At 62.1% G+C, this 17,515-nt stretch carries 17 protein-coding genes; 15 read left to right on the plus strand and 2 right to left on the minus strand.

What is annotated here, in order from left to right:
- The first annotated feature begins 60 nt into the window (after positions 1-60).
- Both AXF13_RS04480 and AXF13_RS04485 read left to right on the plus strand, forming a co-directional pair.
- On the plus strand, positions 61-2,151 hold the full coding sequence (locus AXF13_RS04480; RefSeq protein WP_062251799.1) for a GAF domain-containing hybrid sensor histidine kinase/response regulator: 2,091 nt from the start codon (positions 61-63) through the stop codon (positions 2,149-2,151).
- The gene (locus AXF13_RS04485) at positions 2,141-4,249 is read left to right on the plus strand and encodes a sensor domain-containing diguanylate cyclase (RefSeq protein ID WP_062251800.1); all 2,109 of its coding nucleotides are present in this window, start codon (positions 2,141-2,143) and stop codon (positions 4,247-4,249) included. Before AXF13_RS04480 ends, AXF13_RS04485 begins: the two co-directional genes overlap by 11 nt.
- Positions 4,250-4,476: 227 nt before the next feature.
- Here AXF13_RS04485 and AXF13_RS16465 read toward each other — a convergent pair whose 3' ends face one another.
- Positions 4,477-4,680: a hypothetical protein gene (locus AXF13_RS16465; protein ID WP_150116071.1), complete on the minus strand. Its 204-nt coding sequence runs from the start codon at positions 4,678-4,680 to the stop codon at positions 4,477-4,479.
- A gap of 329 nt (positions 4,681-5,009) precedes the next feature.
- Here AXF13_RS16465 and AXF13_RS04490 point away from each other — a divergent pair, with 329 nt between their 5' ends.
- The 13 genes from AXF13_RS04490 (at position 5,010) to AXF13_RS16470 (ending at position 16,735) form a co-directional block, all read left to right on the plus strand.
- Positions 5,010-5,582, plus strand: a complete 573-nt coding sequence (locus AXF13_RS04490; protein ID WP_008684421.1) for a cytochrome c3 family protein — start codon at positions 5,010-5,012, stop codon at positions 5,580-5,582.
- A complete protein-coding gene (locus AXF13_RS04495) occupies positions 5,579-6,025 on the plus strand; it encodes a hypothetical protein (RefSeq protein ID WP_009302409.1) in 447 nt (148 codons plus the stop codon). Before AXF13_RS04490 ends, AXF13_RS04495 begins: the two co-directional genes overlap by 4 nt.
- Positions 6,026-6,086: 61 nt before the next feature.
- A complete protein-coding gene (locus tag AXF13_RS04500) occupies positions 6,087-8,357 on the plus strand; it encodes a nitrate reductase (RefSeq protein WP_062251801.1) in 2,271 nt (756 codons plus the stop codon).
- Positions 8,358-8,594: 237 nt separating this feature from the next.
- The gene (locus AXF13_RS04505; RefSeq protein WP_062251802.1) at positions 8,595-8,915 is read left to right on the plus strand and encodes a chaperone NapD; all 321 of its coding nucleotides are present in this window, start codon (positions 8,595-8,597) and stop codon (positions 8,913-8,915) included.
- Positions 8,912-9,436, plus strand: coding sequence for a 4Fe-4S dicluster domain-containing protein (locus tag AXF13_RS04510; RefSeq protein WP_062251803.1), 525 nt, complete (start codon positions 8,912-8,914; stop codon positions 9,434-9,436). The genes AXF13_RS04505 and AXF13_RS04510 overlap by 4 nt, the downstream gene beginning before the upstream one ends.
- Entirely contained in the window at positions 9,433-10,356 is a 924-nt protein-coding gene (locus AXF13_RS04515) for a 4Fe-4S binding protein (RefSeq protein WP_062251804.1), read from the plus strand. Before AXF13_RS04510 ends, AXF13_RS04515 begins: the two co-directional genes overlap by 4 nt.
- A gap of 74 nt (positions 10,357-10,430) precedes the next feature.
- Positions 10,431-12,053, plus strand: coding sequence for an FmdE family protein (locus tag AXF13_RS04520; RefSeq protein WP_062251805.1), 1,623 nt, complete (start codon positions 10,431-10,433; stop codon positions 12,051-12,053).
- A 317-nt stretch (positions 12,054-12,370) separates the two neighbouring features.
- On the plus strand, positions 12,371-13,702 hold the full coding sequence (locus AXF13_RS04525; RefSeq protein WP_062251806.1) for a glycerate kinase type-2 family protein: 1,332 nt from the start codon (positions 12,371-12,373) through the stop codon (positions 13,700-13,702).
- 181 nt (positions 13,703-13,883) lie between these two features.
- Positions 13,884-14,291 carry a Fur family transcriptional regulator gene (locus AXF13_RS04530; protein WP_062251807.1) on the plus strand — a complete coding sequence of 136 codons (408 nt, stop codon included), beginning with the start codon at positions 13,884-13,886 and terminating at the stop codon, positions 14,289-14,291.
- 134 nt (positions 14,292-14,425) lie between these two features.
- Entirely contained in the window at positions 14,426-14,959 is a 534-nt protein-coding gene (locus tag AXF13_RS04535; protein WP_009302415.1) for a bacterioferritin, read from the plus strand.
- 13 nt (positions 14,960-14,972) lie between these two features.
- Entirely contained in the window at positions 14,973-15,161 is a 189-nt protein-coding gene (locus tag AXF13_RS04540; RefSeq protein WP_062251808.1) for a rubredoxin, read from the plus strand.
- Positions 15,162-15,360: 199 nt separating this feature from the next.
- The gene (tnpA, locus tag AXF13_RS04545; RefSeq protein ID WP_062251401.1) at positions 15,361-15,819 is read left to right on the plus strand and encodes an IS200/IS605 family transposase; all 459 of its coding nucleotides are present in this window, start codon (positions 15,361-15,363) and stop codon (positions 15,817-15,819) included.
- Positions 15,820-16,096: 277 nt separating this feature from the next.
- A complete protein-coding gene (locus AXF13_RS16470) occupies positions 16,097-16,735 on the plus strand; it encodes a PDC sensor domain-containing protein (protein ID WP_223299972.1) in 639 nt (212 codons plus the stop codon).
- A gap of 279 nt (positions 16,736-17,014) precedes the next feature.
- Here AXF13_RS16470 and ybaK read toward each other — a convergent pair whose 3' ends face one another.
- Complete coding sequence (gene ybaK, locus AXF13_RS04555; protein ID WP_062251810.1) at positions 17,015-17,509, minus strand: Cys-tRNA(Pro) deacylase; 495 nt, start codon at positions 17,507-17,509, stop codon at positions 17,015-17,017.
- Positions 17,510-17,515: the final 6 nt, after the last annotated feature.

Consider the following 17,515-nt stretch of genomic DNA (forward strand, 5'->3'; position numbering starts at 1 on the left):
GCCTTGCCGCACGATGCCCGCAAGCGGGCATTCGGCTTGAACTCACGAGAGCGAGAAAACATGTCCGACACCACAAGCGCGGCTTTTGCGCAAGCCGCCGCGTCCGAGAAGCTTTCCCTGCTGCTGGCCAAAGTCTCCAGCGAGGCCCTGGTCAGCCAGAACCGGGATGTTTTTTTCAACAACGCCCTGCGGGAACTGGGGCAGTGTCTGGAGGCGGGCCGGGTCTATCTTTTCCGGAAAAGCAACGGCCTCTGGCACAATACCTACGAATGGTGCGCCGAGGGCGTCGCGCCGCAGTCATCCGCGCTTCAGAATATCCCGCCCGAAGAGGTCGGCTGGTTCGTGAGCGCTCTCGAACAGGGGCGGCCCCTGTGTATCGAGGACGTGCGCCGCGTCCCCCATGACCGGACCCGCGAGCTGCTTTTGCTTCAGGGCATCCGCTCGCTTCTGGCCGTGCCCCTGCGCCATGACGGCGCGCTGGACGGTTTCTTCGGCGTGGATATCTGCAACCGCCATGTGCGCTGGACCGAGAGCATGATCAACATGGCCGTGGCCGTAGCCAATGTGTTGTGCGGCGCGGACCTGAATTTCAGGCAGCGTGCCGGTCTGGCCCGCAAAAGCCGTCAGCTGGCCGATATTCTGGATGCCTTTGTGGAACCCGTCTATATCTCCGACATGGATACTTACGAGGTGCTTTTCAGCAACAAGGCCCTGAACGAACATTTTCCGCTGCGGCCGGGCGGGGACGCGCGCTGCTTCGCCCGTTTCCAAGGCCTGGACGCGCCGTGTCCGTTTTGCACCAACGCCTTCCTGCGCGGCCGGGACAATCCGGACAGCCCGCACCACTGGGTCCATGTCAACCCCCTGTCCAACCATACTTACACCATTGTGGACCGGCTCATCCGCTGGGAGGACGGCCGCAGGGTGCGTCTTTCCATTGCCATGGACGTCACGGACGTGCTGGAGGCCCAGCGCGAAAAGGAGCTGGCCGAGGCCGCCACCAGGGCCAAGAGCGAATTTCTGGCCCGTATGAGCCACGAGATCCGCACGCCCATGAACGGCATTCTGGGCATGACCTATCTGGCCCTGGACGACAATCCCGCGCCGCGCCAGCGCGAGTATCTGCGCAAAATCAGGCTCTCGGCCAAAAGCCTGCTGGGCATTATCAACGATATCCTGGATTTTTCCAAAATCGAGGCGGGCAAGCTCGATATTTGCGCGGAAGATTTTGCCCTGGATGAACTGGTGCAGAATCTGCGGGCCATGCTCAGCGCCCAGGTGCATGAAAAACAGCTTTCCTTTTCGGTCAACCTGGCCCCGGACGTGCCGCTCTGGCTCAGAGGCGACGCCCTGCGCATCACCGAAGTGCTGATCAACCTGCTGGGCAATGCCCTCAAGTTCACCAGCCAAGGCGGCATCAGCCTGGATGTGGATACGGATTGCAGGGACGGCGCCGCGTTTCTGCACTTCATGGTCAGGGACACGGGCATCGGCATCAGCGCCGGCGAGCTTGAGAATCTTTTCCAGCCCTTTACCCAGGCCGACAGCAGCATTTCCCGCCGCTTCGGCGGCACGGGCCTGGGTCTGGCCATCAGCAGGCAACTGGCCCGGCTGATGGGCGGGGAGCTGTGGTGCGAGAGCGAGCCGGGCAAAGGCAGTGTTTTTCATTTTCTGCTGCCCCTGGCCCGGGCCGCGCGGGCCCGACCCGGCACGGACGCCGAAAGCCGGCCCCTGGAGGCGCTGCCGCCCGGCAAGCGCGTGCTGCTGGCCGAGGACAATGCCATCAATCAGGAAATCGTGCGGGAATTGCTGCGCCGTCTGGGCGTGGACTGCGCTGTGGCCGAAAACGGCCGCCGGGCGCTGGACCTGATCAGCCGGGAGCGTTACGATTGCGTGCTGATGGATATCCAGATGCCGGAAATGGACGGCCTGGAGGCCACCCGCCGCATCCGGGCCATGTCTGGAGCCGTGAGCCGCATTCCCGTCATCGCCATGACGGCCGGTGCCGCGCCGGAGGACGTGCGGCGCAGCCTGGCCGGGGGCCTGAATGATCATATCAGCAAACCGCTGGACCCCGCGGAATTGCGGGAAAAGCTAAACCACTGGCTTGCCGGGGACGAGGCCCGGCAACGGAAGGATCATGACTGCTGAACTGGACATTGATTTTACCTCCGGCCGGGCCGAGTCCGGCACCCCTTTCCGGATCAGCGGCGACGGGCTCAGCAGCGCCCTGGTGATCTGCCGCGCGGAGCCGGAGTATCCGCTGGTCTACGTCAACAGGGCCTTTCTGGCCTATGTGGGCTATGGCCACGCGGAATTTTTTGAAAAAACCGGCGGCCGTTATGCCGAAATCATCCATCCCGAAGATCGGGAACTGGTGCAAAAGAGCGTGGACGAGGCCGCGCGCGAGCGGCGGGAGTTCAGCGCGGAATACAGGGTTCTGAAAAAAGACGGCGGCACGGTCTGGCTGCGCGAGATGGGCAGGGAAACCGTCTCCGGGGACGGACAGGCCATCACCGTCAGCGTCTGCCTGGACATGACCGGGGAAGTGGCGCTGCGGGAGCAGGTCAAGCGGCGCGGCCGGGAGTTGCAGAGCCTGATGAATTCCCTGCCCTGCGGCATCTGCCGGGTGACCGCTGACGAAGAAATGTCCTTTGTCTACGCCAACACCTATTTTTATTCCATCATGGGCTGCTCGCCCGCCGAGGCCGTTGAACTGGGCCTGACTAGCGTGGAAAAGTACAGCTATCCGCAGGACTTGGAGATGATCCGGAGCACGGTGCGGGAAAGCATCGCGCGCGGCCGCGCGGCCTTTGAACTGGAACACCGTTTTGTCAACAGGGCCGGAAAACTGGCCTGGGTTCTGGTCCGCTGCCACCATGATCCGGCGGAACCCGGCTACCTGACCTGCGTGCTCTTTGACATTACCTTGCGCAAGCGGATGGAAGAGGATCTGCGCCTCAGCGAGGAAAAAAGCCGTATCGCCTTTCAGCACACGGACAAGATCATGGCCGTGTACGATCCGGTCAGCCATACCCTGTTCCAGACCGGAGACGCCGCCGCCGTTCTGGGCGTGCCCACGGAAATGCCCGATGTGCCCGAAAGTTTCGTGGCCAACGGCCTTGTGGCCGGGGAGAGCGTTGAAAGTCTGCTCCACTTTTATCATTCCATGCAGCAGGGCATCCCCAGCGGCAGCGCCAGCGTGAAGCTGAAGACCGGGAGCCGCTTTGAATGGTTCACGGGCAGGTACACGCTGATATTCGACGCCGAAGGCAAGCCCCAGCGCTCAATCATTTCCTATGAAAACGTCACCGAACAGCACGAAAAAGAGCTGGCCTATCAGAAATGGATCCAGACCTTCAAGGATCAGCAGGAAAACAGCATCGGCTATTATGAATTCAATCTGACCAAGAATATTTACGAAGGCAACGAGCGCCGCAACTCCGGCGCGCTTCCGGAAGACGTGAAGTCCTTTTCCGGCACGGTGGAGTATATTTCAAGCCATTATGTCTATGAGGGCGACCTGCCGGAGTATCTGAGTAGCTTTGACCGGGAAAAACTGCTGGGGAAATATTACAGCGGCCAGCGCGAAATACAGATCGAACACCGGCGCTTCCATGCCGACGGCAGTCTCTTCTGGGTGGTGGCCAGCATTCAGCTCATTCCGGACCCTTTCACCAAGGACGTCAAGGCTTTTATTCTGGTCAAGGACATTGACGCGCAGAAGAAGAAAGACCTGGAGTTGCGCAGCCTTATCGAGCTGGATGCGCTGACCGGGCTGTTGAACCGGGGCACCGTGGTCAGCCGGGTGACGGAACTGCTGCGCCAGGGCCCGGCCGGAGCCGAACATGGCCTGATCATGCTGGACCTGGACAACTTCAAGCTGCTCAACGACAGCCGGGGCCATCAGTTCGGGGACGAGGTTCTCAGGGAAGTGGCGGAATCCCTGCGGGACGTGCTGCGCCGCCAAGACCTCTGCGGCAGGCTCGGCGGCGACGAATTCGTGGTCTTTCTGCCGCATATCCCCGGCGGCCCGGAACTGGAAAAACGCCTGGAAGTGCTGCGCGGGGCGGCGGCCAGGGACTACGGCGAGGGCCTGAGCATCACCGGCAGCCTGGGGCTCGCCCGCTATCCCCAGGACGGCATAACCTTCGACGAACTCTACAGAAAAGCGGACCTGGCCCTCTATGAGGCCAAGCGGCGCGGTCGCGACCGTTTTGTCATCTATCATCCCGATCTGGAAGACTAGGGCCAGGCGACACATGTCGCAAAGCCGCAAGGAGCTATGTGCCGCCGCGTCTATCCGGACCTTGACGGGCCTGATCCCGCCATATTCCGCTCCCTCCTGGTGGAGAACATATCGAATCGGAGCGGGGCAAGGCCGGGATTCAGGACCTTGTCGGAACTCTCATGGCTGTTGCCGCGCAGTTGATGGCGCCGGGATATGTTTCACGGAGTACACGCCCTGGGGCACCCTCAGTCTGAAAAAATGCTCGCTGCGTTGCCGTTCATGAAATAAGCGGCGAACTCCCGGAGCGGCAGGCGATGCGTCGTCTTTATCCCCACCTTCTTCGACTTGATGTTCGGATTGATGCGTTTTTTCCCGTTTTGCGCGTAACGCGCCGTGCCTGCGCGGCGCGTTACGCGTTTATGGTTCTGCTTTTCTTGGCATTTTGTCATGATCTTATGACAATTGTCAGATTTTTCTGAAAATTCTGATTTGCCGCTTGTGAGCTTTTTCTCTTATCCGTTGAAATCACAATTATTTTTAAAAGCGTGCTGTTGGCATGCCGATTGCTTTTGAATTCCCAGCAATCCCGTTTCATTGGAAGAAGTTCTCAGCCTTGGCCGCGTGACTCTGTGGGGAGGCGGGCGGCATGGGCGCAACGGACCGGACGGATGTCTTTGGGGCAAAGACGCAAATCGGCGGTCTGCGGCGCATCCGGGTTGAGAGAGCGTTTTTTTCCGGCCGCACAGGCGGCCGCACCATCAGCCATGGAGAAAAGCCCATGCCGTATCCTCGAAAACGCGTCTGGATTGTGGGCGGCATAATCCTTGCGGCGTGCGTTGTTCTGGCGGGCGCGGGGGTGGCCTACACCTCCGGCACGGAATTCTGCCTGTCATGTCACGAGATGCGCGTTTACCAGGATGAGCTCAAGCTCTCGTCCCACGCCAAGGACGCCCAGGGCAAAGACATTTCCTGTTCGCAGTGCCATATCCCCTCGGGCAATCTGGCGCGCATGCTGGGCGCCAAGGCCTGGCTGGGACTCAAGGACCTCTGGGTGCACAACCTGGACGGCGGCGAGGATCTGGACCGGGCCGGAATGCAGCCCGTGGCCCGGCGCTTTACGGACGACGCCAATTGCCGCGCCTGTCATCAGGATCTGAGCAAAAACGCCAAGAACGACGGCCCTGTTTCTAAGGAAGGCCAGCTGGCTCATGACAATTACCTGGGCAAAAACGGCCGGGCGCGCAGCGGCTGCGTGGGCTGCCATCAGAATCTCGCCCATCTGCCCGTTTTTGACGAGCGCATTCCCCATAACCAGAAGTTCGCACAGAAACTCAAGGAGAGCCGGTCATGAACTACTGTAAAATACTGCTCTTTTCCCTGCTCGCAGTGATTGTGCTGGTGGGCGGCTATTTTCTGTACATGGCCTGGGCTTTCCCCGCTGTGCGCTGCGAGGCGGCCAAGCATCTGGATGCGCCGCAGATGGCGGGCGACTGTTACGCCTGCCATGCCAAGGCCACCCCGCGCGTGGCCCAGGAATGGTATGAGAGCAAGCACGGCGTCACCCTGGTGCGCTGTCAGACCTGTCACGGCATGCCCGACGGCAAGGGCTCGCTGCCGTTTACCCGCGTGCCCGGCGTGGAAGTCTGCGCCCGCTGCCATTCCCTGTCCATCGGACGCATGGAAGCCAAATTCGGCAAGCGCAATGATTGCAGCACCTGTCACCCGCACCATCAGAGCGCCATGCACGGCGGCGCCTACCAGTACCGCCTGCCCAGCGCCAAGACGGATTTGTAATGCCCGCGGACCATATAAGGATCGGCATACCGGACACGCCAGCAACAACGAGGTTGAACATATGAATGCTTCCCGTCGTGAATTTTTACGCTGTTTTGCCATGTCTGCCGCCGTGGCCGCGGCTTCGGGCACGGGTCTCGCGGGCCTGGCCCAGGCTGCGGACGACAACCGGCCGGATAAATGGGTCAAGGGCGTCTGTCGCTATTGCGGCACGGGCTGCGGCGTCATGGTCGGCGTCAAAAACGGCAAAGCCGTCGCCATCCAGGGCGATCCCAACAACCACAACGCCGGATTGCTCTGTCTCAAGGGCTCCATGCTTATTCCGGTGCTCAATTCCAGGGAGCGCGTGACCCAGCCCATGCTGCGCCGCCAGAAAGGCGGCAAGCTGGAGCCCGTCAGCTGGGACGAGGCCCTGGATCTGATGGCCAAGAAGTTCCGCGCCAGCATCGACACTTACGGCCCCAATTCCGTGGCCTGGTACGGATCGGGCCAGTGTCTGACCGAAGAAACCTATGTGGCCAACAAGATTTTCAAGGGCGGCTTCGGCACCAACAATGTGGACGGCAACCCGCGCCTGTGCATGGCCTCGGCCGTGGGCGGCTATCTGACCAGTTTCGGCAAGGACGAGCCCATGGGCACCTATGCCGACATCGACCATGCCTCCTGTTTCTTCATCATCGGTTCCAACACCTCGGAAGCCCATCCCGTGCTCTTCCGGCGCATTGCCCGCCGCAAGCAGATGGAGCCGGGGGTCAAAATCATCGTGGCCGACCCGCGCCGCACCAATACCTCGCGCATCGCGGACCTGCACATTGCCTTCCGGCCGGGAACGGACCTGGCGCTCATGCACAGCATGGCCTGGGTGATCATCAATGAGGAGCTGGACAATCCCCGCTTCTGGCAGCGCTACGTCAACTTCATGGGCGTGGACGGCAAACCCTCGGATTTTGAGGGCTACAAGGCCTTTCTGGAGAACTTCCGGCCGGAAAAGGCCGCGGAAATCTGCCGCATCCCGGTGGAGCAGATCTACGCGGCGGCCCGCGCCTTTGCCGAATCCCCGGCGACCATGAGCCTCTGGTGCATGGGCATCAACCAGCGGGTGCAGGGGGTTTTCGCCAACAACCTGATCCACAATCTGCATCTGCTCACGGGCCAGATCTGCCGCCCCGGCGCCACGCCTTTCTCGCTCACGGGACAGCCCAATGCCTGCGGCGGCGTGCGCGACGGCGGCGCATTATCCCATCTGCTGCCCGCCGGGCGGATGGTGGTCAATCCCAAGCACCGGGCCGAAATGGAACAGCTCTGGGGCCTGCCGGAAGGGCGCATCGCGCCCAAGCCCGGCTACCACACCGTGGCCCTGTTCGAAGCCCTGGGCAGGGGCGACGTGAAGTGCATGCTCATCTGTGAGACCAATCCGGCCCAGACCCTGCCGAACCTGAACAAGTTCCACAAGGCCATGTCCAATCCGGAATCCTTCATTGTCTGCATCGAGGCCTTCCCGGACGCCGTGACCCTGCAATTCGCGGATCTGGTTCTGGCCCCGGCCTTCTGGTGCGAGCGCGACGGCGTCTACGGCTGCGGCGAACGACGCTACGCCCTGACCGAAAAGGCCGTGGAGCCGCCGGCCCAGTGCCGTCCGACCGTGAACACCCTGGTGGAATTCGCCAAACGCGCGGGAGTGGACCCCAAGCTGGTGAACTTCAGGAACGCCGAGGACGTCTGGAACGAATGGCGCATGGTTTCCAAGGGCACCACCTATGACTTCTCGGGCATGACCCGCGACCGTCTGCGCAAGGAATCGGGCCTGATCTGGCCCTGCCCCGGCGAAGACCATCCGGGCACCAATCTGCGCTACGTGCGCGGTCAGGACCCCAATGTGCCCGCCGACCATCCCGACCGTTTCTTCTTCTACGGCAAACCGGACGGCAAGGCCGTGATCTGGATGCGGCCCTACAAGGGCGCGGCCGAGGAGCCGGATGCGGAATACCCGCTCTACCTGACCTCCATGCGGGTCATCGACCACTGGCACACCGCCACCATGACCGGCAAGGTGCCGGAACTGCAGAAAGCCAATCCGGCGGCCTATGTGGAAATCAATCCCCAGGACGCGGAAAAGGCGGGCATCAGGCAGGACGACACGGTCATCGTGGAAACCCGGCGCGCCGCCATGGAACTGCCGGCCAGAGTCAGCGACGTCTGCCGTCCCGGCCTGATCGCCGTGCCGTTCTTTGATCCCAAGAAGCTGGTCAACAAGTTCTTCCTGGACGCCTTTGATCCGGCTTCACAGGAACCGGAGTACAAGATCTGCGCGGCGCGGATTCGCAAAGCCTGAGGGCAACTATTCCCGGAGCAATTTCATAGTGAAATTGCTCTAACGCCGTACACGGTGCGGCGCGCTGCGACAAGGCGTGGATTCCGGTGAAGCGACCGAAGGCACCCGAAGGGCTGTTCCCGTTGGCGACAACGGAGCCATACGGGGATCGACAGCAATGATAACCGCTTTTTTCGCCGGAATGCCGACTTTGAACTTTGTAAAATTTCAAAGTTAATCTGCTCCAGGAGGTATTCGATGGCTATCGCGGGTATAGTGCTCAGCGTGACGGAAGGGCGTCTGTCGGAAACACGCGAGGCCTTGCGGGCCTTTCCCGGCATTGTGGACGTTCAGGAGCTGGAGGACGATTCCAGGCTGGCGGCGGTGCTGGAAAGCCCGTCCCGGCGCCTGCAGGCCGATCTGGAAAGCCTGAACGGCCTTGACCATGTGCGGCAACTGGACGTGGCCTATGTGAACTATGAGGAAGACCTGGACGGGCAGGGCCATATGGCCTGTCCGCCGCACCGCGCGCGCGGGCACCGGCGCCGCGTGAGCGTGCCGGAGGGAGAGCCTTCGTGAGTCTGTTCCGCCCGCCGCTGCGTCCGCCGGGCGCGGCGGCGGAAAAGGATTTCACACGGCTGTGCGTGCGCTGCGGCCAGTGCGTCGAAGTCTGCCCGCACCAGTGTCTTGAACTGATGGGCGGCTTCGGGCGTGAACGGCGCACCCCGCGCGTGACGCCGCGTCGCGCACCGTGCCGGCTGTGCATGAAATGCCCGCCGGTCTGCCCTTCGGGCGCGCTGGACCCCTCGATCACGGACATGCACCGCGCGGGCATGGGGCGGGCCTATATTCTCCGGGACCGCTGCCATAATTACACGGACGGCACCATCTGCATGACCTGCTATGACCGCTGCCCCCTGCGCGGCAAGGCCGTGGTCCTGTCCGGGGGCATTACTCCGGCCGTAACCACGGCCTGCGTGGGCTGCGGCGTCTGTGAATATGTCTGCCCGGTCAAGGCCGTGGAAGTGCTGCCCGCATCCGCGCCGGGCGTGCCGCCCACGGCCGCGCCGACGCTCAAGGCTCCCGGAGGCGGCGCATGACCTCTTCCCCGGCAATCTATGTCGGCATACGGCGTTGCGCGCAAACGCTGACCGCGTTAGTATTCTGCCTGCTCCCCTGGCTCAACGCTCCGGGCGCGCACCAATTCACCCTGATCAGCGGCAGCCTTTTCGCCCTTGATCTCGGGGGCCTGCCCTTTGCCGATCCCGTGGCGGCCCTGCAGGTGGCCGTGGGCGGTTTCGCGCCCGCGCCCCGCCTGTTGCTGGGGGCCGTGTTGTCCTTGGGCCTGGCGCTTTTGCTGGGCCGGGTATTTTGCAGCTGGATCTGCCCCTACGGCTTTTTATCCGAACTGGTGTCCAGCCTGCGGCGGCGCGCGGCGGGCGTGTCCGGCGGGCATAAAGAGTCTGATTCCCGGCAGCGGGACAGACGGGATGCGGCCTTCAGGGGCAGGGCGGGCATTGTGCTGCTGGGCCTTGTGGGCGCGGCGGTGCTGGGTTTTCCCCTGCTGAGCCTGCTGTCCATGCCCGGCGAGCTTTCGCTGGCTCCCCTGCTTGCCCGGCAGGAAGCGGGCAGGGCGGACGGGCTGATTCTGCTTTCCGCCCTGGCCCTGCCCGTGGCGGCGCTTGCGCTGGAGGCGCTCGGCGGCAGACGGTTCTGGTGCCGCTATATCTGCCCCCAGTCCGTGCTGCTGGGTCTGGCCGCGCGTTGTCTGCCGCAAGGCGCGCCGGGACTGCGCATGACCTGGCGGGCTTCGGCCTGCACCTGTAGGGGCGAGACGCCCTGCCGCGCGGCCTGTTCTCTGGCGCTCAATCCGCGCCGGGCGGCCGGACCGCCCCGGCGGGATTGCGTAATGTGCGGCGACTGCCTCAAGGCCTGCGCCGCGCGCGGCGGCGCATTGCGCTGGAGCCTGCGCGCCGCGTTCCGGCGCGGGTCGAAAGACGGCGGCGGGGACGGCGGGTAACGGATTTTTTCAGCCGACGGTGCGCGCTGTCGGCACCTCTCTTTGTCTGTAAAGGAACATACAAGGAATACACTATGAGTATCGGCCAGTGGTCGCATGAAGATTTTATTGCGCAAGTGCTGAAGTTTCACGGCCACGCGGCTCCGGGCGTGATCATCGGCGGCTATATGGTGGAAAAAGCCCGCCGCGCCCTGCCCGGGGGCATTCTTTTCGACGCCGTTTCCGAAACCGTGCAATGCCTGCCCGACGCCGTGCAGATGCTCACGCCCTGTACTGTGGGCAACGGCTGGCTGCGCATCTGCAATTTCGGCATTTACGCGCTTTCGCTCTACGACAAGTACACGGGCGAGGGCGTGCGGGTGCGTCTGGATGTGGACAAGCTGGACCGCTGGCCGCACACCCGCATCTGGCTGCTGAAGGAAAAGCCCAAATCCGAGCAGGAGCCGGAGCTGCTGCGCGCGGAAATGGCCGAAGCGGCCATGGACATGCTCAGTCTGAGCAAAATTCAGATCAGACCGGAATTGCTGCGGCGCAAGGGCAAGGGTGCCATTGTGCGCTGTCCGCTCTGCGGTGAATGGTATCCGGCGGCTTTCGGCCGGATCTGCCGTTCCTGCCAGGGCGACAGCCCCTATGAGCAGGGGCCCGGTCTGGCCTTCCAGGAGCCCCGGCTCACGGCGGTGCCCGTGGAGCAGGCCGTGGGCCAGCACGTTCTGCACGACATGACCAAAATTGTGCCGCAACAGTCCAAGGGCGCGGTCTTCAAGGCCGGGCAGAACATCGATGTGGGCGACATCTGCCGCTTGCAGCAGATGGGGCGCTTCCGGGTCTATACCGAGGAGGCCGCCGGGGACAATCCGGACTTCGTGCACGAGGACGCGGCGGTCAGGGCTTTTGCCGAGCTCATGCCCGGCGAGGGCGTCGCGCCCCAGGGCGAGCCCAGTGAGGGCAAAATCAATTTCCGCGCCGAGCGGGACGGCCTGTTCGAGGTGGACCGGGAGCGGCTCGCGGCCTTCAACATGCTGCCGGACGTGATGTGCGCCACGCGCCACGGCATGAGCGTGGTGCGCAAGGGCGCGCGTCTGGCGGGCAGCCGGGCCATTCCACTGCTGCTGGCGCGGCCGGTCTTTCTCAAGGCCCTGAGCCTGCTGGACGGCGGCCCGCTGTTCCGGGTGCGTCCCATGCGCAAGGCCAGGGTGGGCACTCTGGTCACGGGCACGGAGGTTTTTCAGGGCCTGATCCAGGACCGCTTTGCCCCCATTATCCGCCAGAAGGCCGAAAACCTGGGCTGCACCGTGGTGGGCGAGCGTGTGGCTCCGGACGACGCTCCGGCCATCGGCGCGGCTCTCGCGCAACTGCTGGATCTGGGCGCGGATCTGATCATCACCACCGCCGGTCTGTCCGTGGACCCGGACGACGTGACCCGCAAGGCCCTGTTGGACGCCGGGCTGACGGACCTGAGCTTCGGCCTGCCCGTGCTGCCCGGAACCATGACCCTGCTGGGCCGCATCGGCGGAGCCCAGGTGCTGGGCGTGCCCGCTTGCGCGCTGTTCTACAAGACCACGGCCCTGGATCTGATGCTGCCGCGCCTGCTGGCCAATGTGCCCATGAGCCGGGCCGACCTGGCCCTGTTGGGGCATGGCGGTCTTTGTCTGGAGTGCAAAAGCTGCGATTTCCCCAAATGCACCTTCGGGCGCTGACAACCGAGCGCCGCAGCCGACGCGCGCGGACGACGCCGGGCGGGGGGTGGGCTCCCGCCCGGCGTCGTCTTGACGCTTGTGAAAACCTTTCTTAAAGTACACCGCATCCACTCATATGCCGGTTACGCCGGTCCGGGGTTTTACGCACGGGCGTGACACGCGTTTTGGGGAGCAGTTCACGCATGCAATGCGTCGACTGCTCTATAAGGATTTGCCTGCAAATCCTTGCCGCGAAATGTGGGCAGGCGGGCCTTGCTCGCCGTAAACGGGCATTTCACGTGTTACATTCTCTGGCGTTTTGTCCAGACGGGAAGGGCATGGAAGGACAGCGTGAAATCTTGCGGCATGTCTTTGACGCGGCCCTGAAGGCTGTGGCTCCGGATGCCGCGCTGCTGCGCCATGTGCGCCTCGACGGCGCGGGCAGGGGCGAGCTTGTGGCCGACGGCCGCCGCTGGAACCTGGCGGACCGCCGGGTGCGGGTACTGGGTGCCGGAAAGGGCGTCGCGCCCATGGCCCAAGCTCTGGAAGACATGCTGGGCGAGCGTCTGGACCAGGGCTTTGTGGTGGTCAAGTATGACCACGGCCTGCCTTTGAAGCGCATTTGCCAGGCCGAAGCCGGGCATCCCGTGCCGGACGAGGCCGGAGTGCGGGCCACCGGCCGCATGCTGGAGATGGCCCGGACCTCCACGGAGCGGGATCTGCTGATCTGCCTGCTCACGGGCGGGGCCAGCGCCCTGACGCCCGCGCCCGCGCCGGGCCTGAGTCTCGCGGATCTCAGGCAGACCACTCAGTTGCTGCTGGACTGCGGCGCGACCATCCATGAACTCAACGCGGTGCGCAAACATCTTTCGGCCTTCAGCGGCGGGCAGTTGGCCCGCGCCGCCGGGCGCGCCACGGTGCTCAGCGTCATCGTCTCCGACGTGGTGGGCGACCCGCTGGACGTCATCGCCTCCGGCCCCACCGCGCCGGATGCCTCCAGTTTTGACGATTGCCGCGAAATACTCGAACGTTTCGGTCTGGAGTCCCGCTTGCCGTCGGCGGTGCGGGACTATCTGCGCGCGGGCCTTGCCGGGCGTGCGCCGGAAACGCCCAAGCCGGGCGATCCCCTGTTCGGTCGGGTGCGGAACATTCTGGCGGCCACCAACCGCCAGGCCCTGGATGCCGCCGCCCGCGCCGCCGAGGCCCGCGGCTACATTCCCTACGTGCTGACCGACCGGCTGACGGGCGAGGCCCGGCAAAAGGCCGTGGAACTGGCTGCCGAAGCCCGGCGCCGCGCGGAAGCTCCGGGTCAGGGCGGCAAGGGCCTGTGTCTGCTGGCGGGCGGAGAAACCACGGTGACCATCCAAGGCCGGGGCAGGGGAGGCCGCAATCAGGAAATGGCCCTGGCCGCCGCTCTGGAGCTGGAGGGCCAGCCGCGCGTCTGCGCCCTTTTCGCGGGTACGGACGGCACGGACGGCCCCACGGACGCGGCCGGAGGCTTTGCCTTCAGCGACAGCGTCGCCCGAATGGGAGGCCGTGAGGCCGCCCGCGCCCTGCTGGCCGAAAACAACAGCAACGCGGCCCTGGCCTTGAGCGGCGACCTGCTGATCACCGGGCCGACCCGCACCAATGTCATGGATCTGGCCGTGCTGCTGGTGGACCGGCCCTGAGCGCGGCTCTTTTTTGCGGGCGGCGCTGAAAGTTGTTTGCGGATGGCTGATGCCTGATTACAAATGCGCGGCCGCAACATCCTGCGGGTTTTGGGTGTCTGATTTTTTACATTGGACACTGGATCGGGGCTTGACAGCCCACTCCGATAACAGTAATTTTTACTAAATTATGGAGGCTGTTATGGCTCAAGTCCAGACCAGAATGACACGGCAACGTGCCGTGATTTTAGAAGAATTACGCAAAACCAAGAGCCATCCCACTGCCGATGAGCTCTACAGTATTGTACGTGAGCGCCTGCCGCGCATCAGCTTGGGCACTGTGTACCGCAACCTTGATTTTCTGGCTGACAGCGGCGAAATTCGCCGTCTGGAAGCGGCCGGTTCCACCAAGCGTTTTGACGGGGACATTTCCTGGCATCAGCACGTGCGCTGCCTGCGTTGCGGGCGTATCGGCGATGTGATGCAGCCCCTGGCCACGCCCCCGGTGGACGGCATCCAGGTGGAGGGCTTTTTTTCCATCGTGGGCTCGCGCATTGAGTTTGACGGCATCTGCGACGAGTGCGCGGGCCGTCAGAACGATGTGCAATAGTTGATTCGGCCGGGGCGGGGTGCGCTTTCCCGGCGGAAAAAATTTTTTTCCGATCGGTGTGGCGACTTGCCTTTTGTACAAATAAGGTTAGCATGTACGTGTTTTCCATATTCAACCCGCCAAGGAGTAATATCATGGCAGCCAATAAAAAAACCCGCAAAGAAAAAGTCATCGAAGTGCTCAACAAGGCCCGCAGCATGGAGCTCTTCGCCATTCATCAGTATATGAACCAGCATTACAACCTCAGCGACAAGGACTATGGCGAACTGGCCGCCAACATGAAGCTGATCGCCATTGACGAAATGCGCCACGCCGAAGACTTCGCCGAGCGCATCAAGGAACTGGGCGGCGAACCCACGGCCCAGAAAGACGGCAGCGTGAAAGGCGGCCAGGCTGTGCCCGTCATCTATGAAGACGACGTAAACCTTGAGGACAACACCATTGAGGCGTATAATCAGTTCATCAAGATCTGTGAGGAAGAAGGCGACAACGTGACCGCCCGCCTGTTTGAGCGGATCATCGACGAAGAGCAGATCCATCTGAACTACTACGAAAACACCTCCAACCATATCAAGACGCTGGGCGACACCTTCCTGGCCAAAATCGCGGGTACGCCTTCCGACATCGGGCCGTCCAAGGGCTTTGTGAACGGCGCCGAGGCCGAATAAAGCCGGAGTCCGTATGGCTGATCCCAAGGATATCTGGCGTTGTCAGATGGTTAATTGCGGCTATATGTATGATCCCGACCGGGGCGACAAACGGCATAAAATTCCAGCCGGAACCAAGTTTGAGGATCTGCCTGACGACTGGCGCTGCCCGGTCTGCGGAGCCGCCAAAAAAAGCTTCCGCCGCTTAAGCGAGGAAGTATAACGCATCTTCCTTTCTGAATAGACGATACCTGACTTCCGGTCCTTCGGGACCGGAAGTTTTTTGTATGGAGAAAACCCCCCGCTAGGCGGGGGGTTCTAAAAAGCTTACAGCTTTGCCCATGTCAGTAAAACTCCTTTTGATTTGTTAAAAAGTCTCGCGGTCTGGCAACTGCGAGTCAACAAATCAAAAGGAGGTCACGATGGGTGACGCCAAAAGTTTAGCCCACACAAGGTGGAACTGCAAATATCACATTGTTTTTGCGCCTAAATATCGCCGCCAGGTGTTCTATGGTGAAAAGAAGCGCGCCATTGGCGAAATTCTGCGCAAGTTGTGCGAATGGAAGGATGTAAAAATAGTGGAGGCAGAATGTTGCCCAGACCACATCCACATGCTGCTTGAGATTCCCCCCAAAATGAGTGTGTCGAGTTTTATGGGCTATCTAAAGGGTAAGAGTAGTCTCATGATCTATGAACAATTTGGGGATTTGAAGTTCAAATACCGCAATCGAGAATTTTGGTGCCGTGGGTATTACGTCGATACAGTGGGCAAGAATAAGGCCAAGATTCAGGATTACATCAAGCATCAGCTGGAGTCGGATAAACTTGGCGATCAGTTGAGCCTACCCTACCCAAGGAGCCCGTTTACGGGCCGCAAGTAACAGAAATGCAAATGTCAGATCGCAAGAGCGCCTGCTAGGGCGCAGCTGGTAAGAAAGCCTTACAGGCGCATATGAAGAACCCCCGGCTATGCCGGGGGGTTCCTTTTATGCCCTGGAAAAATACCACGGTGTTTCCCGTTTTGCCCTTTTGGAAAAATCACTGTAGGTCGATAAGTTATTCAGAGCTATTCATAAGCGGCAGGGATAACATGACTATTCGTAATAAAATTCTGAGTTCCATCATTGTCTCCCTTGCGTGGCCGTTGGCGGCTGCGCTTTGCTGGCCTTCTGGCAGAGCCGGAAGGCGGCGGTGGAGGATTTCAGCGCCAACGCGGGCGGTCGCCTGCGGCTGGCCGGACAGTACCTGAGCGAACTGGTCGGCAACTCCAAGGGCATTGTGGACATTCTCGCTCAACTGCCGTCTGTGGCCGAGGCCGACGGGCAGGTGACGTCCTATGCAGCCAGCGCCGAGAGCGTCAAACCTCTGGGCGCGGAACTCAGCGGCCCGGAGCGCGTGCTCTATGACGAATGCAGTACCTTCATCAAGGTCCCGCAGTTCGAGCTGATTTATTACGGCACGCGGGGCGGCGGTTTCGTACAGGCACCGGACGACACGCTGAGTGCGGGCTTTGATCCGCGCAAGCGTCCCTGGTATGAGGCGGCCCAAAAAAGCGACGGCGTGGTGCTGACTGAATTCTATCAGTCCGACAACGGCAACCTTAGTCATCACGGTGGCCAAAAGCGTGCGCCGGGGCGACACATTGTTGGGCGTGGTGGGTATCGACATCAATGTCAATACGCTGAGCACGTTTCTGGATACCCTCAAGCTGGGCAAAACCGCGTTTTTCGCCGGAATGCCAACTTTGAAATTTGTAAAATTTCAAAGTTAATCTGCTCTAGGGTCAGCCCTCATTAAGCCCCTTCGCAAAAAAACATGCTTTTACCAGGACGTCCCCGGCTGTATGCGGGTTTCCCCTATAGCCTGCGCTCCTTGCGGAAGGCCGGAATTTCCTGATGGGAAAACAGCCCCCGGCGCGTCCACCCGCACGTCTCGCGCGCGGCGGGGCAGTCCGGTAACAATCCTGTTCTTGGTCGGGAAATCCCGCTGCCCGGCGTCTGTCCGGCGGCAAGCCTCCGGGCGGCCCGGCGGCCCGGTTTCTTTGGGACTGGGGATGGGTCTGGTCCGGCTGTTTTTTCAGTCGGCCGAGCGGGTCAGCGGCGCATAGGCGCCTTGCGTGGCGCGCAACAGGTCGTTGGGCCCAAGCTGGATCTGCACGCCGCGCAAACCGGCGCTCACGTAGATGCGTTCGTGTGTCGCGGCGCTTTGGTCAATCAGGACAGGGTAGGCCTTTTTGGCGGCCAGCGGGGAGCAGCCGCCCCGGATATAGCCGGTGAGCGGGCGGACTTCCTTGAGCGGCACCATTTCCGCGTGCTTGTTGCCCGAAGCCGCTGCCAGGGCTTTGAGGTCCAGTTCCGCGGCCGCCGGAATGCAGGCCATCAGCACCCCGTTTTTGTCCCCCCTGGCCACCAGGGTTTTGAACACGCGTTCCGGTTCGGCGTCCAGTTTGCGGGCCATGCTCACGGCGGAAAGATCTTCTTCGTCCACCTCGACGTGGTGCAGACTGAACTGAATGCCCAGCCCTTCCAGCAGGCGGGCGGCATTGGTTTTAGGAATCCTGGCGGCGGGCATGGGAGG

Source organism: Desulfovibrio fairfieldensis, from assembly GCF_001553605.1.
Lineage (GTDB): Bacteria > Desulfobacterota > Desulfovibrionia > Desulfovibrionales > Desulfovibrionaceae > Desulfovibrio > Desulfovibrio fairfieldensis.

Coding starts and splice junctions, on each gene's coding strand:
- AXF13_RS04485 (WP_062251800.1), top strand. CDS start 2,141: ATGACTGCTGAACTGGACATTGATTTTACCTCCGGCCGGGCCGAGTCC.
- AXF13_RS04515 (WP_062251804.1), top strand. CDS start 9,433: ATGACCTCTTCCCCGGCAATCTATGTCGGCATACGGCGTTGCGCGCAA.
- AXF13_RS04525 (WP_062251806.1), top strand. CDS start 12,371: ATGGAAGGACAGCGTGAAATCTTGCGGCATGTCTTTGACGCGGCCCTG.
- AXF13_RS04540 (WP_062251808.1), top strand. CDS start 14,973: ATGGCTGATCCCAAGGATATCTGGCGTTGTCAGATGGTTAATTGCGGC.
- AXF13_RS04535 (WP_009302415.1), top strand. CDS start 14,426: ATGGCAGCCAATAAAAAAACCCGCAAAGAAAAAGTCATCGAAGTGCTC.
- AXF13_RS04495 (WP_009302409.1), top strand. CDS start 5,579: ATGAACTACTGTAAAATACTGCTCTTTTCCCTGCTCGCAGTGATTGTG.
- AXF13_RS16465 (WP_150116071.1), bottom strand. CDS start 4,680: ATGACAAAATGCCAAGAAAAGCAGAACCATAAACGCGTAACGCGCCGC.
- AXF13_RS04500 (WP_062251801.1), top strand. CDS start 6,087: ATGAATGCTTCCCGTCGTGAATTTTTACGCTGTTTTGCCATGTCTGCC.
- AXF13_RS04480 (WP_062251799.1), top strand. CDS start 61: ATGTCCGACACCACAAGCGCGGCTTTTGCGCAAGCCGCCGCGTCCGAG.
- ybaK (WP_062251810.1), bottom strand. CDS start 17,509: ATGCCCGCCGCCAGGATTCCTAAAACCAATGCCGCCCGCCTGCTGGAA.
- AXF13_RS04505 (WP_062251802.1), top strand. CDS start 8,595: ATGGCTATCGCGGGTATAGTGCTCAGCGTGACGGAAGGGCGTCTGTCG.
- AXF13_RS04530 (WP_062251807.1), top strand. CDS start 13,884: ATGGCTCAAGTCCAGACCAGAATGACACGGCAACGTGCCGTGATTTTA.
- AXF13_RS04520 (WP_062251805.1), top strand. CDS start 10,431: ATGAGTATCGGCCAGTGGTCGCATGAAGATTTTATTGCGCAAGTGCTG.
- tnpA (WP_062251401.1), top strand. CDS start 15,361: ATGGGTGACGCCAAAAGTTTAGCCCACACAAGGTGGAACTGCAAATAT.
- AXF13_RS04490 (WP_008684421.1), top strand. CDS start 5,010: ATGCCGTATCCTCGAAAACGCGTCTGGATTGTGGGCGGCATAATCCTT.